This is a genomic window from Sulfuriferula multivorans (genome assembly GCF_003851125.1).
Taxonomy (GTDB): Bacteria; Pseudomonadota; Gammaproteobacteria; order Burkholderiales; family Sulfuriferulaceae; genus Sulfuriferula; species Sulfuriferula multivorans.
In genome coordinates this window covers 1-26,770 of the sequence record NZ_BGOW01000085.1, presented here as the reverse complement: position 1 = coordinate 26,770, position 26,770 = coordinate 1, and the positions used below count along the sequence as shown (strand labels likewise).

The window sequence follows — 26,770 nt, the reverse complement described above, 5'->3', positions numbered from 1 at the left end:
CGCGCTACGTTAAAAACGCTTCCTCATTCCTGGCCGCAGTCCGCATACGCTGCTTGGTGCTTTGGCTCGCTATCTCGTGACGACACTATCTAGGAATTTAGCGCTTATGGCTGGGCGTGGCTGCCGGCCGACGTCCCTTTGTTCCGCTGCCTCGTACTCCAGTTCGCTATTTCCCTTTGCCCGACGCAGCCTCCCCCCGCCCGAGCAGGTAATCAAGAAACGCCCGCGCCACCACGGAGAGCTGCCGGCCTGCCGGATAGACGGCGTACCAGTGGCGCAGGATGGGAAAGCCCTGCACGTCGAGCACCGCAAACTGGCCGGGTTGATTGAGCGTGAGCGTGTGGCGGGATAAGGCCGAGATGCCCAGGCCGACAAGAATGGCCTGCTTGATTGCCTCGTTGCTGCCCAGTTCCAGGCGCGGGCGGATGGTGATTCCCTGTTCGGCAAAGCGCCGTTCGATCGCGTTGCGCGTGCCCGAGCCTCTCTCTCGCATCAGCCACGGTTCCTGAGCCAGGCGTTCCAGCGTGATTTTCTTCTTGTGCGCCAGCGGGTGGTCCGGCGCGGCCAGCACCACGATGGGATTGTCCATGATGGGGGTGGAGATGACGTCGATGTCTTCCGGTGGCTGGCCAAGAAAATACAGGTCGTCCAGATTGTCGGCGATGCTGGCCAGCACCTGTTCCTTGTTGGTGACGCGCAGGCTGACGTCGATGCCAGGGTATAGCTTGGCGAATTCGCCCAGCAGGCGCGGGGCGAAATAGGAGGCGGTGGTGATTGCCATCAGGCGCAATTGCCCCTGCTTCAACCCCTGTCGTTCGGCCACCGACATGGTGTAGCGATCCATGATGCTGAAGATTTCACGGGTGGCCTGCGCCAGCTGCTGGCCGTCCGGGGTCAGGTAGATTTTCTTGCCGACCTGCTCGATCAACGCGACGCCGACGGTTTCCGTCAGCTTTTTCATTTGCATGGAAACCGTGGGCTGGGTGAGAAAAAGCTCTTCGGAGGCACGGGTAAAACTGTCCAGGCGGGCGATGGCCTCGAAGATTTCCAGCTGGCGGAAGGTGGTGTGGTGACGCATGGGATTCGTACCGGGTTATATATCGATAGATAAAAGTCTATCGTATAAATAGAAAAAATCGACTGTTATTGATGGTTTAACTCCTGCATCATGCATTCCATCGTGCTGTTGCCGCTGGGGCATGACACGAAAACTCGATCCCTTTGCTGGAGGAAATCATGGCTGTAAAAACTTATAACGCCGGTGTGAAAGAATATCGGCAGACTTACTGGACGCCGGAATACACACCGCTGGATACCGATATCCTGGCTTGCTTCAAGATTACCCCGCAAGCTGGCGTGGACCGTGAAGAAGTTGCGGCCGCTGTGGCTGCCGAGTCTTCGACTGGCACCTGGACCACGGTGTGGACCGATCTGCTGACCGATCTGGACTATTACAAAGGCCGTGCCTATCGCATCGAAGACGTACCCGGCGATGACACCTGCTTCTACGCTTTCGTGGCTTACCCAATCGACCTGTTCGAAGAAGGTTCCGTCGTTAACGTGCTGACCTCGCTGGTTGGTAACGTGTTCGGCTTCAAGGCGCTGCGCGCCCTGCGCCTGGAAGACATCCGTTTCCCGATTGCTTACGTGAAAACCTGCGGTGGCCCACCTCAAGGTATTCAGGTTGAACGCGACAAGATGAACAAGTATGGTCGTCCGCTGCTGGGCTGCACCATCAAGCCCAAGCTGGGTCTGTCCGCCAAGAACTACGGCCGCGCGGTATACGAGTGCCTGCGCGGTGGTCTGGACTTCACCAAGGACGACGAAAACGTCAACAGCCAGCCGTTCATGCGTTGGCGTGATCGTTTCGAGTTCGTGCACGAAGCTACTATGAAAGCCGAACGCGAAACCGGTGAGCGTAAAGGCCACTACCTGAACTGTACCGCGCCAACCGTGGAAGAGATGTTCAAGCGTGCTGAGTTCGCCAAGGAAATCGGCGCACCGATCATCATGCACGATTACCTGACCGGCGGTCTGACGGCCAACACGAGTCTGGCTAACTGGTGCCGTGACAATGGCATGCTGTTGCACATCCACCGTGCCATGCACGCCGTGCTTGACCGTAACCCGCACCACGGTATTCACTTCCGCGTATTGACTAAAGTGCTGCGTCTGTCGGGTGGTGATCACCTGCACTCGGGTACCGTTGTCGGCAAGCTGGAAGGCGACCGCGAAGCCACGCTGGGTTGGATCGACACCATGCGTGACGAATTCATCAAGGAAGACCGTTCACGCGGCCTGTTCTTCGATCAGGACTGGGGTTCGATGCCTGGCGTGCTGCCTGTTGCATCCGGCGGTATCCACGTCTGGCACATGCCTGCGCTGGTCAACATCTTCGGTGATGACTCGGTGCTGCAATTCGGTGGCGGTACGCTCGGCCACCCATGGGGCAACGCTGCTGGCGCCGCCGCTAACCGCGTCGCGCTGGAAGCCTGTGTGGAAGCGCGTAACCAGGGTATTGCCATCGAAAAAGAAGGCAAAGAAATTCTGACCAAGGCCGCTGCGCACAGCCCGGAACTGAAAATCGCCATGGAAACATGGAAAGAAATCAAGTTCGAGTTCGACACCGTGGACAAGCTGGACGTCGCCCACAAATAATCGTGACCATCTGCCGGGGCGATGCGTCCCGGCATGTCAACCCAATTCAGGAGTGATGCTATGAGTGAAGTATTGGACTACAACTCCCGTCTGAGCGACCCTGCCAGCCGGAAATTTGAAACCTTTTCCTACCTGCCTGCGATGGACGCTGCAAATATTCGCAAGCAAGTGGCTTACCTGGTGTCCAAAGGCTGGAACCCGGCCATTGAACACATTGAGCCGCAGTACCTGATGGATTCGTACTGGTACATGTGGAAACTGCCGATGTTCGGCGAAACCGACGTGGAAAAAGTGCTGGCCGAAGCTGAAGCTTGCCACAAAGCCAACCCGGACAACCATGTGCGTCTGATTGGTTACAACAACTTTAATCAGTCACAAGGCGCTTCCATGGTGATCTATCGCGGCAAGACTGTTTAATTAAGTCGCGGCGCGGGCAACCGTAGCGAAGCCCCCGCTGCCGTGAGGCTGCGGGGGCTTTTTGTATGTATAAAAACAAATCGTTTAGACAGGATTTACACGATTTTTCAGAATCAACTGGTTGAAAAAGCGAGCCTGAAAAATCCTGTTAATCCTGTCCAATGAAGCATTTATTCTCAAGCATGGAGTTCGACATGAGCGACAATATCGCGCAGTACCGCATCGAAAAAGAACCTTACTACCGGGGCGTGGCCGACGAAGTCGCGCTGTACGAAGCCGCCTACTCGGTGCGCATGCCGATGATGCTGAAAGGCCCGACCGGCTGCGGCAAAACCCGCTTTGTTGAATACATGGCGTGGAAACTCAACAAGCCATTGATTACGGTGGCGTGTAACGAAGACATGACCGCCTCCGACCTGGTCGGACGCTTTCTGCTGGATGCCAGCGGCACCCGTTGGCAGGACGGCCCGCTGGCCATCGCAGCGCGTCACGGCGCGATCTGCTACCTCGACGAAGTCGTCGAAGCACGCCAGGACACCACCGTGGTGATCCACCCACTGACCGACAACCGCCGCGTGCTGCCGCTGGAGAAAAAAGGCGAGCTGATTCATGCGCATCCCGATTTCCAGCTGGTGATTTCCTACAACCCCGGCTACCAGAGCCTGATGAAGGATCTCAAACAGTCCACCAAGCAACGTTTCGGCGCACTCGACTTCAACTACCCGGCGCATGACATCGAAACTGAGATCGTGGCCCACGAAACCGGCGTCAGTGCCGAAGTGGCCGGCAAACTGGTGTCCATTGCAGAACGCGCGCGCAACCTGAAAGGCCACGGCCTGGACGAAGGCATCTCCACGCGCATGCTGATTTACGCAGGCAGCCTGATCGCCAAGAACGTGGAGCCGACCGCTGCATGCCGTATGGCATTGGTGCGCCCGATTACGGATGACCCGGACATGCGCGATGCGCTGGATGCGGCAGTGAGTACGTTCTTTTAAAGGTGGCTGCTGAAGCAATTTAGCCGTAGAAACCACAGCGGACGGAGAATGCAGAAACAATTCGACGCGCGGCAGCGCGCGCAACCGGATTTCGCATTCTCCGTGACCACTGAGGCAATCATTAAGGTATAGCCATGTCCATTAATCTGGAAGACTACGAAGATACACTGGGCGAACTCTCGGAAAGCTCGCGCCTGATTTTGCAATCCGCGTGGCACGATGCAGTGCGCGTATTCAGCCCGGCTGGTCTGGATCATTACCTTAAGGGCGCCAAATCTTTGCGTAACCTGGGTCGCGGTTGCGATCTGGTGGCGACCTATGTCCAGAATGCTCCCACCATTGCGCGCGGCTTAGGGGAGGATGTGATTCCCGAACTGGTGCACAGCGCCATGATGATGGCGTCGAAAACCAGCGGCACAGTGATCGAGCTGGTGCTGGCGACGGCGCCTACCGCCGCCGAACGTCTGGGCGATGCCGAGCTGTTCAGCAAGTATCTTCAGTTGCTTAACGTGCTGCTGGCCAGTGCGCCGCGCGGGGTCAAACCCATGCTGGAAAATCTCGATACGCTGTTCGGACAACTTACCCTCGGCGGTTTACGGCGCTGGGCGACCTGGGGCGCACAGGCGCACCGTACCAATTACGAGGAGCAGATCAAATATTTCGGTCTGCAAACCCTGGAATCCAAGGCCATCCTGCAACAGGAACGCAAGGGCACGCTGTTCGTCGACGTACAGCGCCGCATCAATATGTATTTGCGCGCGTTGTGGGGACGGGACTTTTTCATGCGCCCCACGTCGGGCGACTTCGAAAAGCGTGAAGGCTACCGTCCTTATATCGAAGACTATCTGATGCATCTGCCTGATGCATTCGACGATTTCATATTGCGTAGCCAAGATGGCAGCGAGCTGGGACGAATCCCCGGCCTTGAGTTGTACCGCGCCACCGCTGCACACTGCGCGGCGCACATTGTTTACACGACTGCTCCGATTTCGGCAGAGAGCCTGAACCCGATGCAGATGGCGGTCATTTCAGTTATCGAGGACGCACGCGTGGAGCGCCTCGCCACCAATGCTTTCCCCGGCATGGGGCAGCTGTGGGCGCATCTGCACACGGCGACGCCGGCACAGCCAAAAACCTTTGGCGACTACCTCAACCGCATTGCACGCGCGCTCGTGGACGCGACGTATCAGGACGACCATCCCATCGTCAGCCATGCGCGCGAGCTATTTGGCGCTGAACAGGGCAGGCTCGCCGATAACCAGTTATCGTGGGATATCGGGGTAACGCTGGCGCACGAATTGAGCCAGTTGCGCATCCCTTACCAGCCGCGTACCGATCTGCTGACCGCACCGTACCGCGATGACAACCGCTATTTCTGGGAATTCGAGGAATTCGATTTCGACAAGGCGGCGGGGGCTGGCTATGACACCATCCAGCAAGTGCGCAAGAACGTCAGCCTGATGGAGTTCGTCAACGAGATCGACTGCGAGCTGGCGGGCGACGATGCGCAGGAAATCTGGGTGCTGGGCACCGAGCTGTATCCGTATGAAGATATGGGCAAGTCCTACAACGAGATGGAGGGCAAAGAGCCGGTTTCCGCGCCCTACCATTATTCGGAATGGGACTACCAGATTCAGCTGGAGCGGCCGAGCTGGGCAACCGTGATGGAGAAGCGCGCCAAAGCCGGCGACATGCAAATCATTGATGACATTGCCGCGCAGTACAGACGCGAAATCCAGCGCATGAAATTTCTGCTCGACGCAATGCAACCGCAAGGCGTGCAACGCATCCGCAAGCTGGAAGACGGCGACGAAGTAGACATTAACGCGGCCATTGCCGCGATGATCGATATGCGTATGGGCAATCAGCCCGATCCGCGCATCATGATGCGCTCGGTGCGTAAAGTGCGCGATATTTCAGTGATGGTGCTGCTGGATTTGTCCGAATCGACCAACGACAAGGTAGCCGGGCAGGAATTCTCGGTGCTGGATTTGACCCGTCAGGCCACGGTGTTGCTGGCGGATGCCATCAACAAGATCGGCGATCCCTTTGCCATTCACGGCTTCTGTTCGGATGGCCGGCACGACGTGGAATACTATCGCTACAAGGATTTCGACCAGCCTTATAACGAAGTTCCCAAGGGCAAGCTGGCGGGCATGACCGGCCAGCTTTCCACTCGCATGGGTGCGGCCATTCGCCATGCCGGACATTACCTGAAACAGCAGCGCTCATCCAAAAAGCTGTTGCTGGTGATTACCGACGGCGAACCCGCCGACGTGGATGTGCGCGATCCGCAATATCTGCGCTTCGATGCCAAGAAGGCGGTGGAGGAGGTTGCCAAGTACGGTGTGACGACCTATTGCATGAGCCTGGATCCGCGTGCCGACCAGTATGTGTCGCGCATTTTCGGCGCGCGTAATTACATGGTGGTGGATCACGTCGAGCGTCTGCCGGAGAAACTGCCGATCCTCTACGCCGGGCTTACGCGTTAATTAGGAACACTGAACATCTCCTGCCGCGCTGTCGTGCTGATGGCCAGCACCGCCGGGTGAGTCAGACGACGTTCGGTGGAGATGGCGTAAAACTGCTCGGTCACCTGGTCGGTTTGGCCCAGCCGCACGCTCCCCGTCTGTGCCTGGATCAACTCGGAGATGGTGCTGGGCACGGCGTAAATCCCTGCGCCTTCTTTACCAAATGCGTTGAGCAGGGCGCTGTCGTCAAATTCACCGACGATACGTGGGCGAATGCGCAGTTCATCGAGCCAGCGCATGAGTTTCGGGCGCACGGCGGCATCTTCGCCAGGCAGTAATAGCGGCGCGGTATCGAGTAACTGCGGAAAATGGCCCGCATGGGTCGCCGCCAGCGCCGGCGCCGCCAGAAAAGTGAGTCCGCATTCCCCAAGCAAGTGGCTGAATCCGCGCACATTTAATTTGGTTGGCATCGGGCGGTCAGCAATCACCAGATCGAGCCGGTGCACCGCGAGTTCCCCAAGCAGGCTGTCGAGACGCCCTTCGCGGCATTGCAAACGCGGCTTTTCCTCGATGCGCATGGCCGGTTCCAGTAGCTGATATGCCACTGACTTGGCTACCATATCGGCAATCCCGACGCGAAATTGCATGCTGCGACTGGCGGGCTGCTGGCGCAATGCCTCCTGCAGCTCTTCACCAAGCACAAATATTTCTTCGGCATAGCCGAGCACCATGCGCCCGGCTTCGGTCAGTTCCAGCGTGCGTCCGACGCGACGAAATAATTGTGTGGCAAGCGCCTCTTCGAGCACACCCAGCTGGCCGCTGATCGATTGCGGCGTCAGATGCAGACGTTCGGCAGCCTTGCCTACTCCGCCGGCTTTGGCGACGACCCAGAAATAATGCAGATGTTTGTAATTCAGTGCGCTCATGATTGCTCCAGTATTTCGAATGATCATTAAAGTATATTCGAATAATAATGATTCTGAGAGCGTATAGAATTCAGTAGTCGTTTATCCGTCAGGAGCACCAAACATGAATCCTCTACATTCAATGAATTCTATCCCCGTGGGGCAGGGCGCTGAAATTAGCGCACTGTCGACCAACAAGGTCATCCGCAACACGTACATGCTGTTGTCCGCCACGTTGCTGTTCGCGGCATTGACTGCCATGGCAAGCATGGCGCTGAAGCTGCCTCACCCCGGAATTATCGTTACGCTGGTGGGGTATTTCGGCCTGCTGTTCCTGACCAGCAAATACCGCGATAGCGCAACCGGACTGGGTTTTGTGTTTGCGTTGACCGGCTTCATGGGCTACACCTTGGGCCCCATCGTCAGCCATTACCTCGGCCTGCCCAATGGTGGCCAAACAGTAGCGATGGCGATGGGACTGACTGCCGCAATTTTTCTTGGGCTATCGGGTTATGCCCTGACCACGCGTAAAAACTTCAGCTATATGAGTGGTTTCCTGATGGTGGGCATGATCGTAGGCATCGTCGCCAGCCTGGGCGCGGTGTTTTTCGAGTTGCCGGCGCTATCGCTCGCAGTGTCGGCCATTTTCGTGTTGTTGATGTCGGGCATGATTCTGTACGAAACCAGCAATATCATTCATGGCGGCGAAACCAACTACATCATGGCCACCGTGGGCCTGTTTGTAACGATATTCAACCTGTTCACCAGCCTGATGCAGTTGCTGGGCTTTATGAACAGCGATGATTGATTACATATTGGTTTGGTGCGGCACAAATGAAATCCATTGAACACTTCCTTGAAACACTGATCTTCACCAGTCGCTGGTTGCTGGCACCACTATATCTGGGCCTGGTCGCAGCGATTGTGATGTTGGTGTGGTACTTCGGCATCGAGTTCATGCATCTGATTCCGATGGTGACGCGTGGCGAAGGCAGCGTCGTAGTGGGGGTGTTGTCGCTGGTCGATCTGGTTTTGGTCGCTAACCTGCTGATCATCATCATTTTTGCCGGGTACGAAAATTTTGTGTCCAAAATTAACGTGGGCAACCATGAAGATCGTCCAGACTGGATGGGGCACGTGGATTTCGCTGATCTGAAAATGAAATTGATCGGGTCTATCATTGCCATTTCGGGGATTGAATTGCTCAAGGCGTTTATGGCGGCGGGCGTTTACACCAACGAACAGATGGCGTGGAAAGTGGGTATCCACCTGACCTTTGTGGTGACCGGGGTGATGTTCGCAGTGACTGATCGCCTGGGAGGTTCGAAAAAACACGGTGCGGGCGGCTGAATAAATCACGCATATTTCATCCATTGCAAAAGGAGTTGCCATGAAACGCATTTTTCTGTTCCTTGCCACCAACCTCGCCATTGTGCTGGTGTTGTCCATCACCTTGCGCGTGCTGGGTGTAGAGCCCTATCTCACAGCGCAAGGGCTGAATCTGGGTTCGCTGCTGGTATTCGCCGCAGTCTTTGGCATGGGGGGTTCGTTCATTTCGCTGGCGATTTCCAAGTGGACCGCCAAGCGTTCGGTCGGTGCGGTCGTCATCGAGAATCCGCGCACGCCTGCCGAAATCTGGCTGGTGGGCACGGTGCGTCGCCAAGCCCAGCAAGCCGGTATCGGCATGCCCGAAGTGGCGATTTACGATTCGCTCGAAGTGAACGCATTCGCCACCGGCATGAACAAAAACAACGCGCTGGTGGCGGTTTCCACCGGGCTGCTGCAATCGATGACCAAGGAAGAAGCCGAGGCGGTACTGGGTCACGAGATATCCCACGTTGCCAACGGCGACATGGTGACGCTGGCGCTGATTCAGGGGGTGGTGAATACTTTCGTCATGTTCCTGTCGCGCGTGATTGGACATACGGTGGACAAGGTGGTGTTCAAGACCGAGCGCGGCACCGGACCGGCGTTTTTCGTCACCATGATCATCGCCGAACTGGTGCTGGGTATACTCGCTTCCATTATCGTGATGTGGTTTTCGCGCCAGCGCGAATTTCGCGCCGATCGCGGCGGTGCAACCCTGGCCGGACGGCCGCACATGATTGCCGCGCTGGAGCGCCTGAATCAGGTACACACTGCGCCGTTACCGGAAAAAATGGCCGCATTCGGGATTGCCGGTAGCGTGGGCAGCGGCCTGAAGCGCCTGTTCATGACCCATCCGCCGCTGGAAGAACGCATAGCCGCATTGCGCGCCGGCGCATGATGCCGAGCCCTCTGCCGTGCGCGAGCTAAGCGGTAATTCTTTCGCGCGCCGGATCATGCTCGGCGTGTTTCTGGCCGGGCTGGGGACGGCAGTGTATGTCGTGCTCAGCCCATTTCTGGCCTCGGTGGCGTGGGCCGCTATCCTCGCCTATATCAGCTGGCCGGGTTATATGTGGCTGTGCCAGCGTCTGGGTGGCCGCTTCAATATCGCGGCCCTACTCATGACTTTGCTGGTTGCTGTCGTACTGATCGTTCCCATGCTTGGCTTTGTGGTATTGCTGCAAGACGAGTTCCTGGATGGCGTGCATCAGGTGGCAGACCGTCTGGCGCGCGGCGATTTTCATCTGCCCGACATGGTTCTCAGGTTGCCGTGGATTGGGTCTGAGCTGCAGGACTGGTTGGCGCGTGCCAGCGCTGATCCGGGGGGAATCAAAGTGCAGCTGCAACAGCTGCTGGCAGGTTTTCGCGTTGAAACCGTTGCACTGTTGGGCGGGGTGGGGCGCAATCTGATCAAACTTGCGTTTGCGCTGCTCACGCTGTTTTTCCTGTATCGCGACGGCAAACGCGCGCTCGGCCAACTGCGCGAGGTACTGGCAGACATGATCGGGCCGCGTATTCACGGTTACTTCGATGCGGTGGGCAATACCACCCGCGCAGTGCTCTATGGCATCGTCCTCACCGCGCTGGCGCAGGGCGCACTGGCCGGGCTCGGCTACTGGGCTGCGGGCGTCGATTCGCCGCTGGCGATGGCGGTATTCACTGCCACCATCGCGCTGATCCCGTTCGGCACGCCGTTCGTCTGGGGCAGCCTGTCGGTGTGGCTTTACCTCAACGGCCATCACGCCGAGGCGATCGGCTTGTTTCTGTGGGGTGCACTGGTGGTGAGCTGGGTGGACAACCTGATTCGCCCCATGGTCATCAGTGGCGCCACGCGCATCCCCTTCGTGCTGGTGATGTTCGGTGTGCTGGGCGGCGTTGCTGCATTTGGTCTGATCGGCCTGTTTATGGGGCCATTGATATTGGCGGTGGCGTTGGCCGTGTGGCGCGAATGGCTGGAGGACAGCCGCGCCGTTGGCCGGAGCGGTCTATAGCATATTAATCTGAAGGAAGTTTTCCATGAATGGTATCGAGTCTTTTGCCACACCGGGCATGTGGGCGGGATTTGTGGTGTTTGTCATCGCCATGCTGGCACTGGACATGTTCGCTTTGGGCGGGCGTCATGCTCACAAGGTGAGCGTCAAGGAAGCGTTGGGCTGGTCGCTGTTGTGGGTGACGTTGTCGTTCGCCTTCGCCGGTTTGCTGTGGTGGTATCTGGATGGTAGCGCCGGACGCGAGGTGGCCAATACCAAAGCACTGGAATTCATCACCGGCTACCTGATCGAAAAATCCCTGTCGGTGGACAATATCTTCGTGTTCCTGATGATATTCAGCTACTTCGCGGTGCCGGCCGAATACCAGCGCCGCGTGCTGCTGTATGGCGTGCTGGGGGCGATTGTGCTGCGCGCGATCATGATCCTGCTGGGTGCCTGGCTGGTGGCCGAGTTTCACTGGATTCTTTATGTGTTCGGCCTGTTTCTGCTGGTGACCGGCTTCAAGATGCTGGTATTCGCCGACCAGGAACCCAGCCTGGAAGGTAACCCGGCGCTCAAATGGATGCGCGGCCATCTGCGCATCACCCCGGACTATCACGCCGAGAAATTCACGCTGCTGCAAGACGGCGTGCGCTGGTTCACGCCGCTGTTTCTGGTGCTGATCCTGATCGAGACCTCCGACGTGATTTTTGCGGTGGACAGCATCCCGGCCATTTTCGCCATCACCACCGATCCGTTCATCGTGTTCACCTCGAATATTTTTGCCATCATGGGCTTGCGCGCCCTGTATTTTTTGCTGGCGGACATGGCCAGTCGCTTCCATTTGCTCAAGTATGGGCTGGCGCTGGTGCTGGTATTCGTCGGCGCCAAGATGCTGGTGGCGCACTGGTACAAGGTGCCGATCGGGCTGGCACTGGGGGTGGTGGGTATTATCCTGCTGGCTTCGGTGCTGGCCAGCCTGGCGGCAACGCGCAATGGCAAAAAAGGTGGCACGGCTTCGTAATCGCGGGCAAGTCAGCTAAAATGCCTGCCTGATCCACACCGGGCAATACCATGAACCAGCCACAAAATCGTCACGCATTGCGCATACTGCATTGGGTCGAAAATGTCGGTCTGATTGTGATCCTGCTGGCCACCCTGGTGGCCAGTTTTCAGGAATTGCAGGTCATGGTGGCAGCGCGCAAAGTCACCTTGACCGACCTGCTGCTGCTGTTCCTGTATCTGGAAATTTTTACCATGCTCGGCCTGTACTACAAGCAGGGCAAGCTGCCGGTACGCTACCCGATTTATATCGCCATCGTCGCGCTGGCGCGGTACATCGTGCTGGGCATGAAGGATATGGACGAATGGCGACTGCTGGGAGTGGCTGCTGCGGTACTGATGCTCACCCTTGCCGTGCTGGCGCTGCGCTATGGCCACACCCGCTTCCCCTACCGTGAAGATGGCGCTGACGGTGAATAAACAAAGATCAAAATGAATACACCTCTAATCGCCTTGTGGTGGGCAGCAACAGCGACTGAGAAGTGATGCAGTTGCGGCGTTGATGCTCAATCGCCGGCGTGGTTTTGAAGCCAAAGTGGTCTCCACGCACCGTACTCCCGCCCTGCTGTTTGACTATGCCGCCAGCGGCGCGGCGCACCTGCCGGGCATGCTGGCCGCCCAAACCACCTTGCCGGTGCCTTCCAAATATCCGAAAAGCATGGGTTCACTGCTCTCCATCGTGCAAATGCCCAAGGGCATTCCGGTTGCCACCTTCGCCATCGCGAAGCGGGTGCAGCCAACAGCCGCGCTGTTCGCTGCTGCGCTGCTGGAAGCATTCCGCACCGAACAATCTGCGACCGTGTTCAACATGAGCCTGCCGGAAGCCTGACCGATAAACCCGATGATATTGCCCGCTGCCACGCTCGGCATGCTGGGCGGAGTGATCGCGTTTGGTCTGATCGGCCTGTTTATCGCCCCACTCATCCTTGCCGTGACGCTGTCAGTGTGGCGCGAATGCCTGGAAGATAGCTGCGTGGAAACAAAAACAACGTGGAAATAAATCAGGGCGTCGTTCGGCTTATCCAGGCAATGCATCTACTTTTATGAATGTATTTCGTAAAAAAGATTAATTTTTGTTCTGCAATATTCGAGCATACACTAGCTTGCAGAAATTCCGCAGGGGCGGGTATGTTCGGGAATGCGCTTAATCTGATTGAGTCGATGCGACCACCTTTGCATTGAACTTAGTTGTATCACCCTGGCGTCATGCCTTTCCCCTGATCCGATTAACTAAACGCTGATGGCTTATTTGCCAACGGCAAATGCCACGCGTCGTTTGTTTTGATCATCAAGCTGCAAAAAAGGCGGCCTGTCATAGGACAGGCTGTTGGGCGCTTTGCCTGCCGCACATACGCAAGGGATGACGCTGAATGATGGATAAATTTATCGTACTGCTGGTTGCGCTGCCATTGCTGACCGCTTTTGTGGCGCAGGTACTGTCAGACAAGCTTGGGCGCCGTGTCGTGATCTTGAGTGTGGCGGCCGGGACCCTGACTTTTGCTCTTGCCGTGTTATTGCTGGCGTTCAAGCTCGGCGGTCATGGCGCCAGCCGTATCGTGCTCGCGCCGGTGTGGGGCAGTCTACTGTTCGATCCCCTGACCTTATTGATGGCGGTGGTGATATCCGGCATCAGCTTGATGGTGCATGTCTATTCCGTGCGCTACATGGCCGAGGATCCTGGATACAGGCGGTTTTTCGTGCTGCTCGACGTCATGACCGGCGTGTTGTTGCTCACCATTGCGGCGGGCGATCTGATTACCTTGCTGGTGGGCTGGAATCTGATAGGTGTGGTGCTGTTTTTCCTGCTCAATCACAATAGCCGCAGCCTGCAAGCCTATCGTTATGGTTTTTGGTCGTTCATCACCTATCGCTTTGGCGACGTGCCGATGGTATTGGCCGCCCTCCTGCTCTACCGCGCATTCGGCACCTGGTCGTTACCGGACATTTTTCAGCAGATTGCCGCCCACCCGGGTGCGCTCACCGTCTTTGGTTTGCCGTTGAGCGAAACGGTCGCAGGGTTGATTGCGCTGTCGGCATTTGCGCGTTCCGCGCAGTTTTTGCTGCATACCTGGCTGCCCTATACGATGGATGGTCCGACGCCGGTGTCGGCGCTGATGCATGCCGGAATCGTCAACGCCGGTGCCTTTATCATCAACCGGTTTGCACCGGTGTTCGTCGAAGCCAACGGCGTGTTGCACTGGGTATTTCTGGTCGGCCTGGTGACGGCGGTCATCGGCTCGGTGTTGATGCTGTCGCAAAACGACATCAAAAAAGCGCTGGGTTATTCAACCATGGGGCAGATGGGCTTCATGGTGATGGAATGCGGTGTGGGTGCGTTTTCGCTCGCTGTTTTCCACTTGATTGCGCACGGCTTGTTCAAAGGTACGCTGTTTCTAGCTTCTGGTAGTGTCATCGGCAAGGCGCGCCACGACGACGGCGTGCCCAAGGATGATCTCTATACGTTTGTGATTGAGCGACGTCCCACCGCTTATCGTCAACCGTGGATACTGATGGCAGCGATTACCTTGGCGGTGCCGGCGTTGGTGTTCGGCTTGGCACATTGGCTGGTGACAGACAGCTCTGTGATTGAGCAGGGTGCGATTATCCTGCTGTTTTTCGGCTGGGTCACTGGTGCCCAATTGCTGTTTTCCATCCACCGCATGGACAGCGAAACGCCCTGGCGTCTGGTGACGCTGGCAGTTTTCTCGCTGACCCTGGTGGTACTCGGCTATACCTTCATCAGCCATGCGTTCGATCTGTTTTTGTACCCGGACGCACAGTTTCGCGCACGCATCTACGCGGCGGCCGGCATTTCCCAGTCCGAGTTTTACATACTGGTTGGCGTGCTCACGGCAGTCATCGTGTTTGGCTGGATGCTGGCCTACCGTGCGGCCAGTTATCACAACGAAAGGCCCAAACAACCGAAACGCAGCTGGCTCGATTTTTACGCGCTGGTTTCACGCGAGCTCTACATTGCGGATGTGTATGCGTTGCTGGGGCGCTGGCTGATTGGACTGTCGGCACGCTTGAATCTGTATCTGAGGTGGATTTGATATGGCAATTCTGAGTCTGCTTGCAATAGGGATATTTTTGCCGCTGTTTCCGCTCAGCATGGTATGGACAGCCTTTTTCAAATACGTGCCGTGGGCGTGGTTGCGCGCACTGATACTGCTTGCCTGGCCTCAAATCGGGTTGACCATTGCATTTTCCACGCATGCGCAACTGCCTCAGTGGGCGGCGGGATGGGGGCTGTTGACGGCGGCGTTGTATGCGCTGCGCATGCTCACCCTGCGGGATTTCAGCACGTGGATTGCATTCATCGCGGCGTCTGCGTTTGCCTTGCTCTGGATTGGGTTGGTCAACGGCAATAGCGAAGCGGTGTTGCGTTTTCAGGGTCTGGGTTTTTCAGCCTCCTTCATCATCGCGGCCGCTGTGGTACCCATGCTCAAAAACCGCTTGGGGGCAGCCTATGGCGGCTTGCATTGCGGTATGGTGCAGCGTTTGCCACGGTTGGCGGGCGTGTTGGTGCTGGCCGTACTGGCGGCGACTGCGACACCGCTGTTTCCCTCGTTTTTTGCGCTGATGGCGGTGTTGTCAGAGGCGTCGTTTATGACTGCGGTGGGTGTGTTGATGGTCTGGCTGTTGTGGAGCTGGGCCGCGGTGCGGCTGCTGCAGGGGTTTTTGCCTGGCGTGTGGTCACGCGCGCAAACACCACCCGATTTGAGTCTGCGTACCACGTGGCTGTCTGGTTTGGGATTGGTAACGCTTGCGGGTGCCGCTACGGTACTGAGCAGTATGGGATTTACGGGAGGATGGTAAATGAGCCTGGCGCTTGATCGCAAGTTAAAAATTCGTGCCATGGTGTACGTGGCAGGGGAGCCGATTCCGTATTTTTGGCCGATGCGTAACTTCATTCACCATAATCCATTGCACGGTCTGGAAAAACTGCCTTTTGTGCAGGCTGTAGAAAAGGGCCAGGCGCTTTTTCATGGCAGGGGTTTTCTGCCGCGCAAGACGTACCAGCGCTTTTTGCAGGAAGGCAAAATTGACCGCGCCAGTCTGCTGGCGGGGGTGCAAGACTTCGTCGCCACGCGGAGCAGCGTGCCGGGTGTGGATTTGTCGCATTGGCTGATGACACTGCTCACTCAGGTTGCCGAGCCGCTGAGTAAGGCATGCGTCATGGCCGGTACGCGTGACGTGCACCACGCACTCAATGGCAAGCTGTCCGAATGTGCGTCGTCCGTCGACATGGCTGAATTGTCCGCCTGGCTGCACGAAAAGGTAGATGGCGCGCGGCCGATATACGAGGCGGTTGATACCCTGTTTGGCACGCATATTGGCACGACACTCGACGACTTGTTGATTAAAAGCTGTCTGGATTTTTTTGACGAAGGTCAGTCAGCCTGGACTATGCCCGGGCGCGAATCGGGGCTATTCAACGCCTGGCGTGAATTGTCCAGGCGCAACGTCAGGCTTTTTTTGCGCGGCGTGAATATCAGTCAAATCCTGGCGCAATCGAGTACTCCGGAAGGCGTGATTGCCTACGTCATGGATACGCTTGCCGTGCCGGAAGCGCGCTGGGCGGACTATTTTTCGCGCGAGCTGGTGCACTTGCATGGTTGGGCCGGTTTTATCCGCTGGCGTTCAAACGCCAAACATTACTACTGGGGGCAGCATTATCCGGCCGACCTGGTTGATTTTCTGGCAGTACGGCTGGCGCTGGGATTGGCCTTGCTTAAAGAGGAAACCGGGTCGAATGTCCCCGGCAGTGCGCCTGAATTGGCGCAGTTCATAGACGCCCACACTGCGGAAGCTTTCCTGCGGTATGAGTTCTACAGCGGTAATGTGGTGCCGCAACTGGCAGCCAAGGTGGAAGACGCCGTACTGCGTGGCAATCAATCAATTATCAGCCACGTGTTTACCGCTTATGTCGAACGTAAACGTGCTGATGAGGCGATGTTGTTGGCGCAACGTCTGCACGCCTGGGGCACGCAGGCGTCGGCCGCTTTTCGCCTGACGTCGTTATCAGTCGAGGCGCTGGACAGTTTGCTCGCCACGGTCCAGGCATTCGAGCAGGCCGAGGGCATGTTGTGGTTGCGCGCCATGGAGGCACGAGCGATGCAGGTGTTGCTGCGCGACCTTGACGTCACGCCGCCAATACCGCGTGACAAGCGTCCGTTTGCGCAGGCGCTGTTTTGCATCGATACCCGTTCCGAACGTATCCGGCGTCAGCTGGAGCACATAGGCGATTATCAGACCTATGGCATTGCCGGTTTCTTTGGCGTGCCAATCGGCATACTGGAGCTTGGCAAGGGCAGCGAAACGCATTTGTGTCCGGCTGTGGTCACGCCTAAAAACCTGGTGCTGGAAATGAACGCCAGCGGTCCTGTTGACGAATCCGTAGTGGGTGTATTTGAACACGCCCTGCACGAGCTGAAAAACTCGGTGTTGGCACCGTTTGCTGCGGTGGAGGCCATCGGGCTGCTGTTCGGTTTCGACATGATAGGCAAGACAATTATGCCATTGGCCTACAGCCGTTGGCGTCGCAAACTGTTCCCCGCCAAGCAGATGACGCGTCTGCTGCTGGACAAGCTGGGCCGTGAGCAGGCGGATTCTATCCTGCGCGCGGTACAGCGTGCCGTCATTGTCAAAGCGGTCGAACACGAATTGGGTTTGCCGCCCGAACGCATTACCGACGACTTGGTGCGTCAGTTGCGTGAAACGGCGCTCACCAACCAGTTGCCGAGCGATGAATTGGCACATCAGTTGAGCCTGGAAATGGCTGCGTGCAATGCCTTTGTTACGCGACTGCGCGACGCCTATCGCATCAACCGGCGCTTTTCGCGTCTGCAATTCGAACGCCTGGGCCGGATTGGCTTTACCACTAACGAACAGGCGCACTTGCTCGGGCAGGCGCTGCGCTCCATCGGATTGGTGGAGCATTTTTCACGTTTTGTGTTGTTGGTCGGACACGGCAGTACGTCAGAGAATAATCCGTATGAATCCGCGCTCGATTGCGGCGCCTGTGGCGGCAATTCAGGAATTTTTAACGCACGTACCCTGGCGCAAATGGCCAATAAGTCGGAAGTGCGGCGACGCTTGCGCGAGCAGGGTCTGGATATCCCTGCCGACGTGTGTTTTGTGGCCGCATTGCACAATACGACGACTGACGAAATCACCATTCTGGACCGCGAGCTGATTCCGCCCGCGCACCTGATTTACCTCGAGCGTTTGCACAAAGGGCTGAAGGCGGCGTCCCGCTTGTGCGCACAGGAGCGCATGGCGACACTGGTTCCGAGCGACACCGGCGTCCCTCCGGACGCCAATGCATCGAGCCGCCTGGCGTTGCGCAATGCCAGCGACTGGTCGCAGGCACGACCGGAATGGGGGTTGTCGCGAAATGCCTATTTCGTCATAGGGCGGCGCCAGCTCACCCAGCGCGCCGGTCTGGCAGGCCGTGCCTTTCTGAATTCCTATGACTGGCGCGTCGATCCCAAACGGCGTTTGCTGGAGTCCATCCTGACCGGCCCACTGGTGGTCGGGCAATGGATCAACATGGAGCATTATTTTTCTACGGTCGACAATGAGCGTTATGGCAGCGGCAACAAGGCGTATCACAATGTCGCCGGCCGCTTTGGCGTGATGACCGGCAATCTGAGCGATTTGCGTACCGGCTTGCCTGCGCAAACCGTGCTCAAGGATGGCCATCCTTATCATGAGCCGCTGCGACTGATTACGCTCATTGAGGCGCCATTTGAGCACGCCCGCAGCGCGATAGAAGGCGTCGTTACCATCAAACGCCTGGTGCAGAATGGCTGGATACGCATGTTGGTGCTGGATCCTGAAACCCGCGCACTACATCTTTATGACCACGGAGCATGGCAACAAGTGGATTTGCCTGACGCGTTTGTTCTCGAACCCACCGGGAGTGATTGAAGCATGAATAACCTGAATCTGAGTACGCTAAAAAAACTCGAAATTATTTTGGAGGGTGAACATCAGGTGTTTGCCACCGACTTGCTGGAACGTGCTGGCGTGACCGGCTATACCATCGTCAATCATCTGTCAGGAAAAGGTGGCCACGGTTTTCATGAGGGGCACGTGATGTTCAACGAAGACTCGGTGTTGATCATGATCATCACCGCCGTATCGGAAGAGCTGGTGCATCCCATACTGGAAGGCTTCGCGCCGTTTTTTAACGAACATACCGGCGTGATTTTCGTATCCGATATTCAGGTTAACCGTCTGGTCAAGTTCCAGGGCTAAATGCAGCGTGCCAGCAGTGCGATGTGCGTTTACGCGTCGACTTCGGCTTGCGGGATTTTTATGAAGCGACTGCTTTCCTGCAGCACAAAATCCTTGAAAGCTGCCGCCGCTCCCGAAAAACGTTTGCCAGTACGGTGCACCAAATACCAGTCCTTGACGATGGGAAAGCCTTCCACATCCAAGATGGCCAATCGACCCAGCGCCAGCTCCAGCTCCAGTGTGTGGATCGATACCATGCCCAGGCCCAGCCCTGCCATGACGGCATGCTTGATGGCCTCGTTACGGCTCATTTCCATGGTGGTCATCATGCTCAGGCCGCGTTGCTCCATGAAGCGTTCGATGGCGTTGCGGGTGCCGGAGCCTTGTTCGCGCACGATAAAGTGCTCCTGCAACAGCCTTTGCAGCGAGATGCGACCGGCTTGAGCCAGCGGATGGCTGGGCGGTGCGATGACCACCAGCGGGTTGCTCATGAACGAGTCGGCTTCCAGATCCAGCCCGCTGGGGGGCGTCCCCATGATCGCCATGTCGGGCAGGTTGTCGCCCAGTTGCCGCAATAGCGTAGCGCGGTTGGCCACGTCCATATTGACGGTGATGCCGGCATGCTGGCGGCAAAATTCGGCTAGCAGATAGGGCGCGAAATATTTTGCCGTGCTGGTCACTGAAATATTGAGTGCGCCGTATTTAACACCCTTCATTTCGTCCAGAACCATGCTGATGTCGTCGAATTTTTGCGCAATGGAACGGCTGAATTGATACATCTCGCGCCCGGCCTCGGTGAGAAAAATTTTTCTGCCCATGTGCTCGAACAAGGCCATGCCGACATCCTCTTCAAGCTGCTTGACCTGGGTGGAAACAGCGGGCTGTGTCAGATGCATTTCTTCTGCAGCCCGGGTGTAGCTGGCGTTGCGCGCCACGGCTTCGAATAAACGGAGCTGCCTGAGTGTGAAATTCATACTGTCCTCCTTGAGTGTAGAGAATGGCGCATTATCCATTCAGTAAGATTAATGTATTTCATAATTATTATTCATTTTAAATTATGTCACGATTTATTTATAGTGGGTTCACTGCTGGAGTCGGGCTGAATCTATATGGCCGGAGGTCGGTGTTTGAGAGTTGCCGCGTGAGTAGTGCGTCATTTTTTAAGTGTTCCTTGAAAGGAGAGTGTGATGAGCGTCAAAAAATTTAATGCGGGTGTGAAGGAGTATCGCCAGACTTACTGGATGCCGGAATACGCACCGCTGGATACCGACATCCTTGCTTGCTTCAAGATTACCCCGCAAGCCGGTGTGGATCGTGAAGAAGCGGCCGCTGCCGTGGCTGCCGAGTCCTCCACCGGCACCTGGACCACGGTGTGGACCGATCTGCTGACCGATCTGGACTACTACAAAGGCCGTGCCTACCGCATTGAAGACGTACCCGGTGATGACACCTGCTTCTACGCCTTCGTGGCTTACCCGATCGACCTGTTCGAAGAGGGCTCGGTGGTCAACGTATTCACCTCCCTGGTCGGTAACGTGTTTGGCTTCAAGGCCATTCGTGCCCTGCGTCTGGAAGACGTGCGCTTCCCGATCGCATACGTGAAAACCTGCGGCGGTCCGCCCCACGGTATTCAGGTCGAGCGCGACAAGATGAACAAGTATGGTCGTCCGTTGCTGGGCTGCACCATCAAGCCCAAGCTGGGTCTGTCCGCCAAGAACTACGGCCGCGCCGTGTATGAGTGCCTGCGCGGTGGTCTGGACTTCACCAAGGACGACGAAAACGTCAACAGCCAGCCGTTCATGCGTTGGCGTGATCGCTTCCTGTTCGTGCAGGACGCAACGCTGGCTGCCCAGGCCGAAACCGGAGAGCGTAAAGGGCACTACCTGAACGTCACCGCTCCAACGCCCGAAATGATGTACGAGCGTGCCGAGTTTGCCAAGGAAATTGGCGCACCGATCATCATGCACGATTACATCACCGGTGGTTTCACCGCCAACACGGGCTTGGCCAATTGGTGCCGCAAGAACGGGGTGTTGCTGCATATTCACCGCGCCATGCACGCCGTGCTCGACCGCAATCCGCACCACGGTATTCACTTTCGCGTGTTGACCAAGATTCTGCGTCTGTCCGGTGGTGACCACCTGCACTCAGGTACGGTCGTGGGCAAGCTGGAAGGTGACCGCGCCGCAACACTGGGCTGGATCGATTTGATGCGCGAATCGTTCATTCCGGAAGATCGCTCGCGCGGCATCATGTTCGACCAGGACTGGGGTTCGATGCCTGGCGTGCTGCCTGTTGCATCCGGCGGTATCCACGTCTGGCACATGCCAGCGCTGGTGAACATCTTCGGTGATGACTCGGTGCTGCAATTCGGTGGCGGTACGCTCGGCCACCCATGGGGCAACGCTGCTGGCGCCGCCGCTAACCGCGTCGCGCTGGAAGCCTGTGTGGAAGCGCGCAACGAAGGTCGCGAACTGGAGCGCGAAGGTAAGGAGATCCTCACCAATGCCGCCAAAGACAGCCCGGAACTCAAGATCGCCATGGAAACCTGGAAAGAGATCAAGTTCGAGTTTGACACGGTGGACAAGCTGGACGTCGTGAACCGTTAATTTTCGATGGCTTAATTGCGCAAATTTATTTGTGCCTACCGTGTCGGCTGGCCGGTAGGCGACTCAAGAAAGGAATAGCAATGTCTGATATTCAGGATTACATCTCAACGCCAAAGTACGAAACATTCTCGTATCTGCCCCCCCTGGCACCGGAAAAAACGCGTCGCCAGATTGCGTATATGGTCAGCCAAGGCTGGAATCCGGGAATCGAGCACGTAGAACCTGCTCGCGCAGATGCCTACTACTGGTACATGTGGAAATTGCCGATGTTCGGCGAACAGTCGGTCGATGCCATCATTTCCGAACTGGAGGCATGCAAGCGTGCGCACCCAGGTCACCACGTCCGTCTGATCGGTTATGACAATTATTCGCAGAGCCAGGGCAGCTCATTCGTGGTATTCCGCGGGTAGTAACCAGCTATTTAACGGGGCATTCAGTTGACGATCCTGTCAGGGTCGAGTTGAACACGGAAGGATAAAAGCATGAGTGATGCGATTGCAAACACGGCAGCAACACCTCGTTCAGCGCGCGCTGCTGCGTTGGCGCGGCGCCAGGCATTGTCGCAAAACGGGCGTGCCGCGCTGGCGGCAAAACCGCCACAAGCGGCAGCGCGTCCTGCGGCGACTCCCCGCCCAGCATCGGTGATAGAGAAAGCCCCGCCTGTTGAGACCGCGCCCAGCGTTATGGCAACGGCAGGTCTGTCCGGCAAGGCGCTTTCACGGGCGCGCCGCGAAGCGCTGTCGCACGGTGGTCGGGCTGCGCTGGCTCAGAGCAAAACGAGTGCGCCCGCTATGCGCCCGGCAACGGTGCTTGCGGCCGAGCCGGCGGCATTGGTCGAGGCGACAGATTGCGGTTGTGGTTGCAAAGGCAAAAACAAGCTCGACGACAGCAAGGACGAAACTGAACAAGCGCTCGACGCCGTGTGCAACCTGGTAGAGAGCGAACCGGTTGCGCCGGCCGGCTCGGCGGTTTCGGCGGTACGCAAGCTGTGCCAGGAGCGGCGCAGTGCGCTGGCCAGCCAGGGCAAAACCGCCGTCAAGTCAGTGTATAGAACTGCCGCATCTGTGCAGCGCAGCAACGGCAAGTCCACGCCCATGGCGGGCATGAGCGGGCGCGATGCGGCACGCGCACGGCGTGCTGCCTTGTCCCACGAAGGACGCGGGGACAGTCAGGCAGCGCGGCCAGCAGGACGGGTGCGTCCCCAGGCGCCGGGCAAGGTGGAATTAGGCACGACCCTGGCTGGCACCAGCGTGACCGGCACTCAGGTCGAGCGGACCGGGAAGGTGACGGGTAACGAGCCGGGCAGCTGCCGCGCCATTACCGGCACGGAATACATCGGTGCCGAGCAATACGAAGTTTTGTGTCCGGTCATGCCCGCCCCGTCACCGGCCAAGGTCAGCATCAGCAACACAGGTCGCGGCCAGCGCGTCAGTGGCGCGGGCCTGGATCGCAGCGAACAGATGACCGGTGGCGAAGCGGGTACGTGCAAGCCGGTGACCGGCACCGAATATCTGAGCGCGGACAAGTTTGAGTCGTTCTGTGCGGCGAAACCGCTGCTCGCGCCTGCCAAGGTAAACCTGGCATCGACACAGGCCGGGTTACCGGTAAGCGGCACGCTTGTCGGACGCAACCCGAAAGTGACGGGCGATGAGCCGGGCAGCTGCAGCAGTAAGCTCACTGGCAGCCAGTATGCGCAGGATCAGGCGGCCAGTGCCTGCCGCAGCGGCAATAACGCACCGCATAAAGTCAGTGTGATGAGCACCGTCAAGCAACAAGCGGTGACCGGCACCGACGTTGCGTCGAGTGAACTCATTACCGGCGCTGAGCGCGGGGCGTGTGCCGCAGTGACTGGTACCGAATCCAATGGTCTGCTCCAGTATCAGGCATGCAATCGCGCGCCGCAGGCGCTGCCCGAAAAAGTCGGTCTGATGCGCACACGCCATGATCAGCAGGTATCCGGCACCATGGTCGAGCAAAGCAGCAAAGTGACTGGCGGTGAGCAGGGTGGCACGAAGATGATTTCCGGTACCGAATATTTCAATATGGATCCGCGCGCGGGCTTGAACGATGCCGCACAACAACAGGCTTCACGGGCCCTGATGGCCAGTCGCGGCGCCCAGGCAGGATTGGCGTTGCGCGCCGCACGCGGTGAAAACGGCGACAAGGTGACCGGTGCAAAGCGGGGTGAAAGCCAAGTATTGAGCGGCACGCCTTATGCCGGTACGTATCAGCGTGTGTCGCAACGCGGTGCCAATAGCAATCCGCATCCGCTCAGCCGTGCTGCGATGGATGCTCCGCGAATGGAATCATTGCCGGAGCCTGCGCCAGTGCGTGGGGAGTTCAGTATCGCCACGCCGTCGCGTACCGCGCGGGACAGCAGCTTGAGTCGGATTACCGGCACTGCGTATGGCGCAGTCGGCCGGATTACCGGTCCGGTGAATCTGGCAGCCGGACTGGTATCGGGTACGCCTGAATTTCGCCATCAGGAAGGCGGCTCGGTGCTGATGGCGGCACGAGGCTCGGCACCTGTTGCCGACGACGACATGCGTAGCCGTCTGACCGGCGACGGGCGTGAGGGCGGATTTGCGATTACCGGGGCAGCCTGGCGGCGCAATGAAAGCGTGACGGGCACCGAAGGCGATGCAACGCGTCGCAATCCCACCCTGCGTGGAGAGCAGCGCAGTCTGATAGCGGGCGCAGCGCAACTCAAGGACCGTGAAAAGCCGGCGCTGCCGATAAGCCGCATTACCGGCAGCAGCGGTAATGATGCCAAGGGTTCCGCTATTACCTACTCCGGTGGCGCGCGCGGTTGACGCAACGTCTATTACAAACTTGAACAGGTCTTAAACGCAATGAATACGAGAAACCGACCCGGGCGCAATCCCGGCCTGCAGCCCGCAGCAAGACGCCCGCCTTACGGTCTGGGTACGCCTGCTGGTGCGCTGCCGGCGCGTCACGGTCTGGCCTTGTATGGCAGCGCGGCGCAGACCGCGATTGAGTGTAATACCAACTGCCTGGTGGAGAACGGACGGCTGCGTCACCATCCGCTATCCAATCAGGAAGAAAATCAGCGCCTACTGGCGCACGAATTAAGTGTAAAGGGTCGCTTCGATAACATCGTGCCGGTGCTCAAACGCATCGCGGGGCTACAGCATGAAGTGGATTTCAGTGACCGTGCGCAACAGATTGCGCGTGAACAACTGGGGTTCGAACTGCCTGCGCAGATTCTGGCCGATGCCTGGATAGCTGATCTGGATATGCGTGCCTTGTATGGCGAATGTGTCATGCAAACAGTGAGTCTCATGGCGGCGCAGGCGGAGCTTAACAACCCGCATCGCGGTACAGACGAAGCCGTCGCATTTTTTCTGGATAGCGGCTACCACGCGGTGGATATCTCGCCGTGCTCGGATGGCCGTCTCAAGGGGCTGGTGCGATACATCCTGCGCCTGCCGGATGGCGCGGTGCGCAGCCGCAAGGCTTACGCTGGGGCGATGTTCGATGTGGACGCCAATGTCAAACGCTGGATTGAAACCGAACTGATGCGGTTTCGCGAGGGTCGGCCGGTCACGGCTGACGCCGGCACCCGTTATCTGAAGGTGGTGGTGTATCACTGGAGCAGCTCGGATCCGACGCACGAAGGGTGTGCCGCGCATTGCAGCAATGTGACCAAGGCAGCGGAAGCAGGGTTGAAGCGACTGGGCGAGTTTCGTCAGGCGATAGAAAACAGTTTTTGCTGCGGCGCATCGGTGGACACCCTGCTGATTGGTGTGGATACCGATACCGATGCGATCAAGGTACACATACCCGACGCCAAGGGCGAAATGAGCCTGCACCGGTTCATCGACAATATGGAGCTGTATCAAAGCAGCGCCAATGATGATCCCAGTGCCGCGCGGCTCAAGATCTACCGGGCAATCCAGGCGGCCAGCGCAGTCGGTGGCTGGGGCAGCGGCGAAGGTGAGCCGCATGAGGGAATGCGACGTTTGATTGCAACGCTGCTGATCAACAACCTGTCGCAGATCGACTATGTATGCAGCTACCGGGGTGGCCGTTATGCCGACATCGGCCATGCTGAACGCTTTATCAGCGTGGGTGACGGCTTCGAGGAATTCCAGTTGCGTAATCTTGCGTACTTTGCCCACCTGTATACGGTGGAAGAAGGCGCGACAGACATGGATGTGGGCATCAGCATTTTTGGCAAGCTGAATATCAAGCACGGTTTGCCTGCGCCCGTGGCGATTCACTATCGATACGACAGTCGGGTGCCGGGTTGCCGTGAGCGCACGGTAGAGCGTTGCCGCCGGGTCAAGATGGCCATTGAATCACGCTATACCTCACTCAGCCAGAAAGGTCTGCTGGTTTGCGGCATGACCGTACAAGACAAGCGTCCGGGCAGCCCGATAGAGCGGGTTGATGCGGAAACGCCATAAATTGGCACAGGAGAGCAGTAATGAAGATTTGCCAGGTAGAGAAAACGCTGGTTTCGACCAATCGCATCAAGGATTTGGGGCATCGCCCGCTGCTAGTTGTACGGGAAAAAGTGGGCGGCCCGCGTCAGGTAGCGGTCGATGCTGTCGGATGCATAGCGGGAGACTGGGTGATCTGCGTGGGCTCGTCGGCCGCGCGTGAAGCGGCGGGCAGCAAGGACTATCCGAGTGATCTGACCATAGTCGGAATTATCGATCACTGGTCGGAGGGCTGACATGGAGATCATGCGTGTGGTGTCGGAACTGGTGGCGACGCGGCGCGTACCGGGATTGCAGAATTCGTCGCTGCGCGTTCTGGAAGACGTCCAGGGCAAGCTGAGCGTGGCCTGCGACCCGGTAGGCGCGCCACCCGGCAAGTGGGTGATCACGACCGGTGGCTCGGCTGCACGTATCGCAACGGGTGACAGGGCAATCCTGACTGACTTGACGATTTGCGGAATTATTGATGCATGGGACGCCGGTAACGGCAATTGAGCAGCTTTTTTTAACCGAGAAGGAGTTTTGAAATGGCAAACGTAAGCGGAATTGCACTGGGCATGATTGAAACCCGTGGCCTGGTTCCGGCAATTGAAGCGGCAGATGC

25 protein-coding genes and 1 pseudogene are annotated in these 26,770 nt (G+C 57.7%); 23 read left to right on the top strand and 3 right to left on the bottom strand.

All coding sequences use genetic code 11. The features are described from left to right. Window positions 1-166 precede the first annotated feature (166 nt). Window positions 167-1,078, bottom strand: coding sequence for a LysR family transcriptional regulator (locus EI185_RS17780; protein WP_124706471.1), 912 nt, complete (start codon window positions 1,076-1,078; stop codon window positions 167-169). 158 nt (window positions 1,079-1,236) lie between these two features. Between EI185_RS17780 and EI185_RS17775 the strand changes: the two genes are divergently transcribed. The 4 genes from EI185_RS17775 (at window position 1,237) to EI185_RS17760 (ending at window position 6,565) form a co-directional block, all read left to right on the top strand. Beyond that, window positions 1,237-2,658, top strand: coding sequence for a form I ribulose bisphosphate carboxylase large subunit (locus EI185_RS17775; protein ID WP_124706470.1), 1,422 nt, complete (start codon window positions 1,237-1,239; stop codon window positions 2,656-2,658). A gap of 60 nt (window positions 2,659-2,718) precedes the next feature. Then, a complete protein-coding gene (locus tag EI185_RS17770) occupies window positions 2,719-3,075 on the top strand; it encodes a ribulose bisphosphate carboxylase small subunit (RefSeq protein WP_124706469.1) in 357 nt (118 codons plus the stop codon). 194 nt (window positions 3,076-3,269) lie between these two features. Beyond that, window positions 3,270-4,073 carry a CbbQ/NirQ/NorQ/GpvN family protein gene (locus EI185_RS17765; RefSeq protein ID WP_124706468.1) on the top strand — a complete coding sequence of 268 codons (804 nt, stop codon included), beginning with the start codon at window positions 3,270-3,272 and terminating at the stop codon, window positions 4,071-4,073. A 134-nt stretch (window positions 4,074-4,207) separates the two neighbouring features. Next, window positions 4,208-6,565 (top strand): nitric oxide reductase activation protein NorD, encoded by a 2,358-nt coding sequence (locus EI185_RS17760; protein ID WP_124706467.1) that lies wholly within the window; start codon window positions 4,208-4,210, stop codon window positions 6,563-6,565. On the opposite strand, the gene nhaR is transcribed toward EI185_RS17760, so the two are convergent. Continuing rightward, window positions 6,562-7,470 carry a transcriptional activator NhaR gene (nhaR, locus tag EI185_RS17755; RefSeq protein WP_124706466.1) on the bottom strand — a complete coding sequence of 303 codons (909 nt, stop codon included), beginning with the start codon at window positions 7,468-7,470 and terminating at the stop codon, window positions 6,562-6,564. The two genes, EI185_RS17760 and nhaR, sit on opposite strands and share 4 nt — an antisense overlap. Window positions 7,471-7,591: 121 nt before the next feature. On the opposite strand from nhaR, the gene EI185_RS17750 reads away from it, so the two are divergent. The 12 genes from EI185_RS17750 to EI185_RS17700 all read left to right on the top strand — a co-directional run bounded on the left by EI185_RS17750 (window position 7,592) and on the right by EI185_RS17700 (window position 19,112). Further along, on the top strand, window positions 7,592-8,257 hold the full coding sequence (locus EI185_RS17750) for a Bax inhibitor-1/YccA family protein (RefSeq protein WP_370685784.1): 666 nt from the start codon (window positions 7,592-7,594) through the stop codon (window positions 8,255-8,257). Between the two features lie 26 nt (window positions 8,258-8,283). Next, window positions 8,284-8,799 carry a TIGR00645 family protein gene (locus EI185_RS17745; RefSeq protein ID WP_124706464.1) on the top strand — a complete coding sequence of 172 codons (516 nt, stop codon included), beginning with the start codon at window positions 8,284-8,286 and terminating at the stop codon, window positions 8,797-8,799. A gap of 40 nt (window positions 8,800-8,839) precedes the next feature. After that, window positions 8,840-9,715, top strand: coding sequence for a protease HtpX (gene htpX, locus EI185_RS17740; RefSeq protein ID WP_124706463.1), 876 nt, complete (start codon window positions 8,840-8,842; stop codon window positions 9,713-9,715). Between the two features lie 16 nt (window positions 9,716-9,731). After that, window positions 9,732-10,805: an AI-2E family transporter gene (locus tag EI185_RS17735; RefSeq protein ID WP_223247930.1), complete on the top strand. Its 1,074-nt coding sequence runs from the start codon at window positions 9,732-9,734 to the stop codon at window positions 10,803-10,805. Window positions 10,806-10,830: 25 nt separating this feature from the next. Further along, complete coding sequence (locus tag EI185_RS17730; protein ID WP_124706462.1) at window positions 10,831-11,808, top strand: TerC family protein; 978 nt, start codon at window positions 10,831-10,833, stop codon at window positions 11,806-11,808. 50 nt (window positions 11,809-11,858) lie between these two features. Next, window positions 11,859-12,266, top strand: a complete 408-nt coding sequence (locus tag EI185_RS17725) for a phosphate-starvation-inducible protein PsiE (RefSeq protein WP_124706461.1) — start codon at window positions 11,859-11,861, stop codon at window positions 12,264-12,266. An 82-nt stretch (window positions 12,267-12,348) separates the two neighbouring features. Beyond that, a complete protein-coding gene (locus EI185_RS17720) occupies window positions 12,349-12,675 on the top strand; it encodes an AIR carboxylase family protein (RefSeq protein ID WP_124706473.1) in 327 nt (108 codons plus the stop codon). Between the two features lie 12 nt (window positions 12,676-12,687). Further along, complete coding sequence (locus EI185_RS18095) at window positions 12,688-12,846, top strand: hypothetical protein (protein WP_189836462.1); 159 nt, start codon at window positions 12,688-12,690, stop codon at window positions 12,844-12,846. Between the two features lie 370 nt (window positions 12,847-13,216). Next, window positions 13,217-14,899, top strand: coding sequence for an NADH-quinone oxidoreductase subunit 5 family protein (locus EI185_RS17715; RefSeq protein ID WP_223247929.1), 1,683 nt, complete (start codon window positions 13,217-13,219; stop codon window positions 14,897-14,899). Between the two features lies 1 nt (window position 14,900). Further along, the gene (locus EI185_RS17710) at window positions 14,901-15,665 is read left to right on the top strand and encodes a hypothetical protein (RefSeq protein ID WP_124706460.1); all 765 of its coding nucleotides are present in this window, start codon (window positions 14,901-14,903) and stop codon (window positions 15,663-15,665) included. Then, on the top strand, window positions 15,666-18,782 hold the full coding sequence (locus EI185_RS17705) for a DUF2309 domain-containing protein (protein ID WP_124706459.1): 3,117 nt from the start codon (window positions 15,666-15,668) through the stop codon (window positions 18,780-18,782). A gap of 3 nt (window positions 18,783-18,785) precedes the next feature. Next, window positions 18,786-19,112 (top strand): P-II family nitrogen regulator, encoded by a 327-nt coding sequence (locus EI185_RS17700; protein WP_124706458.1) that lies wholly within the window; start codon window positions 18,786-18,788, stop codon window positions 19,110-19,112. 29 nt (window positions 19,113-19,141) lie between these two features. On the opposite strand, the gene EI185_RS17695 is transcribed toward EI185_RS17700, so the two are convergent. Beyond that, window positions 19,142-20,065: a LysR family transcriptional regulator gene (locus tag EI185_RS17695; protein WP_124706457.1), complete on the bottom strand. Its 924-nt coding sequence runs from the start codon at window positions 20,063-20,065 to the stop codon at window positions 19,142-19,144. A 213-nt stretch (window positions 20,066-20,278) separates the two neighbouring features. Between EI185_RS17695 and EI185_RS17690 the strand changes: the two genes are divergently transcribed. The 7 genes and pseudogenes from EI185_RS17690 to EI185_RS18310 all read left to right on the top strand — a co-directional run. Further along, window positions 20,279-21,700 carry a form I ribulose bisphosphate carboxylase large subunit gene (locus EI185_RS17690; protein WP_124706456.1) on the top strand — a complete coding sequence of 474 codons (1,422 nt, stop codon included), beginning with the start codon at window positions 20,279-20,281 and terminating at the stop codon, window positions 21,698-21,700. An 80-nt stretch (window positions 21,701-21,780) separates the two neighbouring features. Further along, the gene (locus EI185_RS17685; RefSeq protein ID WP_124706455.1) at window positions 21,781-22,110 is read left to right on the top strand and encodes a ribulose bisphosphate carboxylase small subunit; all 330 of its coding nucleotides are present in this window, start codon (window positions 21,781-21,783) and stop codon (window positions 22,108-22,110) included. Between the two features lie 72 nt (window positions 22,111-22,182). Beyond that, window positions 22,183-24,513 (top strand): alpha-carboxysome scaffolding protein CsoS2, encoded by a 2,331-nt coding sequence (locus tag EI185_RS17680; RefSeq protein ID WP_124706454.1) that lies wholly within the window; start codon window positions 22,183-22,185, stop codon window positions 24,511-24,513. Between the two features lie 39 nt (window positions 24,514-24,552). Beyond that, entirely contained in the window at window positions 24,553-26,130 is a 1,578-nt protein-coding gene (locus tag EI185_RS17675) for a carboxysome shell carbonic anhydrase (RefSeq protein ID WP_124706453.1), read from the top strand. Between the two features lie 20 nt (window positions 26,131-26,150). Beyond that, window positions 26,151-26,402 carry an alpha-carboxysome shell vertex protein CsoS4 gene (gene csoS4, locus EI185_RS17670; protein ID WP_124706452.1) on the top strand — a complete coding sequence of 84 codons (252 nt, stop codon included), beginning with the start codon at window positions 26,151-26,153 and terminating at the stop codon, window positions 26,400-26,402. Between the two features lies 1 nt (window position 26,403). Beyond that, window positions 26,404-26,661 (top strand): carboxysome peptide B, encoded by a 258-nt coding sequence (locus tag EI185_RS17665; protein WP_124706451.1) that lies wholly within the window; start codon window positions 26,404-26,406, stop codon window positions 26,659-26,661. 32 nt (window positions 26,662-26,693) lie between these two features. Continuing rightward, window positions 26,694-26,770 (top strand): annotated as a pseudogene (locus tag EI185_RS18310) (BMC domain-containing protein); the annotation flags it as partial.

Bases quoted from the DNA above. Each gene is read 5' to 3' on its own strand.
- EI185_RS17780 (WP_124706471.1), bottom strand. From the start codon at position 1,078: ATGCGTCACCACACCACCTTCCGCCAGCTGGAAATCTTCGAGGCCATC.
- EI185_RS17775 (WP_124706470.1), top strand. From the start codon at position 1,237: ATGGCTGTAAAAACTTATAACGCCGGTGTGAAAGAATATCGGCAGACT.
- EI185_RS17770 (WP_124706469.1), top strand. From the start codon at position 2,719: ATGAGTGAAGTATTGGACTACAACTCCCGTCTGAGCGACCCTGCCAGC.
- EI185_RS17765 (WP_124706468.1), top strand. From the start codon at position 3,270: ATGAGCGACAATATCGCGCAGTACCGCATCGAAAAAGAACCTTACTAC.
- EI185_RS17760 (WP_124706467.1), top strand. From the start codon at position 4,208: ATGTCCATTAATCTGGAAGACTACGAAGATACACTGGGCGAACTCTCG.
- nhaR (WP_124706466.1), bottom strand. From the start codon at position 7,470: ATGAGCGCACTGAATTACAAACATCTGCATTATTTCTGGGTCGTCGCC.
- EI185_RS17750 (WP_370685784.1), top strand. From the start codon at position 7,592: ATGAATTCTATCCCCGTGGGGCAGGGCGCTGAAATTAGCGCACTGTCG.
- EI185_RS17745 (WP_124706464.1), top strand. From the start codon at position 8,284: ATGAAATCCATTGAACACTTCCTTGAAACACTGATCTTCACCAGTCGC.
- htpX (WP_124706463.1), top strand. From the start codon at position 8,840: ATGAAACGCATTTTTCTGTTCCTTGCCACCAACCTCGCCATTGTGCTG.
- EI185_RS17730 (WP_124706462.1), top strand. From the start codon at position 10,831: ATGAATGGTATCGAGTCTTTTGCCACACCGGGCATGTGGGCGGGATTT.
- EI185_RS17725 (WP_124706461.1), top strand. From the start codon at position 11,859: ATGAACCAGCCACAAAATCGTCACGCATTGCGCATACTGCATTGGGTC.
- EI185_RS17720 (WP_124706473.1), top strand. From the start codon at position 12,349: ATGCTCAATCGCCGGCGTGGTTTTGAAGCCAAAGTGGTCTCCACGCAC.
- EI185_RS18095 (WP_189836462.1), top strand. From the start codon at position 12,688: ATGATATTGCCCGCTGCCACGCTCGGCATGCTGGGCGGAGTGATCGCG.
- EI185_RS17715 (WP_223247929.1), top strand. From the start codon at position 13,217: ATGATGGATAAATTTATCGTACTGCTGGTTGCGCTGCCATTGCTGACC.
- EI185_RS17710 (WP_124706460.1), top strand. From the start codon at position 14,901: ATGGCAATTCTGAGTCTGCTTGCAATAGGGATATTTTTGCCGCTGTTT.
- EI185_RS17705 (WP_124706459.1), top strand. From the start codon at position 15,666: ATGAGCCTGGCGCTTGATCGCAAGTTAAAAATTCGTGCCATGGTGTAC.
- EI185_RS17700 (WP_124706458.1), top strand. From the start codon at position 18,786: ATGAATAACCTGAATCTGAGTACGCTAAAAAAACTCGAAATTATTTTG.
- EI185_RS17695 (WP_124706457.1), bottom strand. From the start codon at position 20,065: ATGAATTTCACACTCAGGCAGCTCCGTTTATTCGAAGCCGTGGCGCGC.
- EI185_RS17690 (WP_124706456.1), top strand. From the start codon at position 20,279: ATGAGCGTCAAAAAATTTAATGCGGGTGTGAAGGAGTATCGCCAGACT.
- EI185_RS17685 (WP_124706455.1), top strand. From the start codon at position 21,781: ATGTCTGATATTCAGGATTACATCTCAACGCCAAAGTACGAAACATTC.
- EI185_RS17680 (WP_124706454.1), top strand. From the start codon at position 22,183: ATGAGTGATGCGATTGCAAACACGGCAGCAACACCTCGTTCAGCGCGC.
- EI185_RS17675 (WP_124706453.1), top strand. From the start codon at position 24,553: ATGAATACGAGAAACCGACCCGGGCGCAATCCCGGCCTGCAGCCCGCA.
- csoS4 (WP_124706452.1), top strand. From the start codon at position 26,151: ATGAAGATTTGCCAGGTAGAGAAAACGCTGGTTTCGACCAATCGCATC.
- EI185_RS17665 (WP_124706451.1), top strand. From the start codon at position 26,404: ATGGAGATCATGCGTGTGGTGTCGGAACTGGTGGCGACGCGGCGCGTA.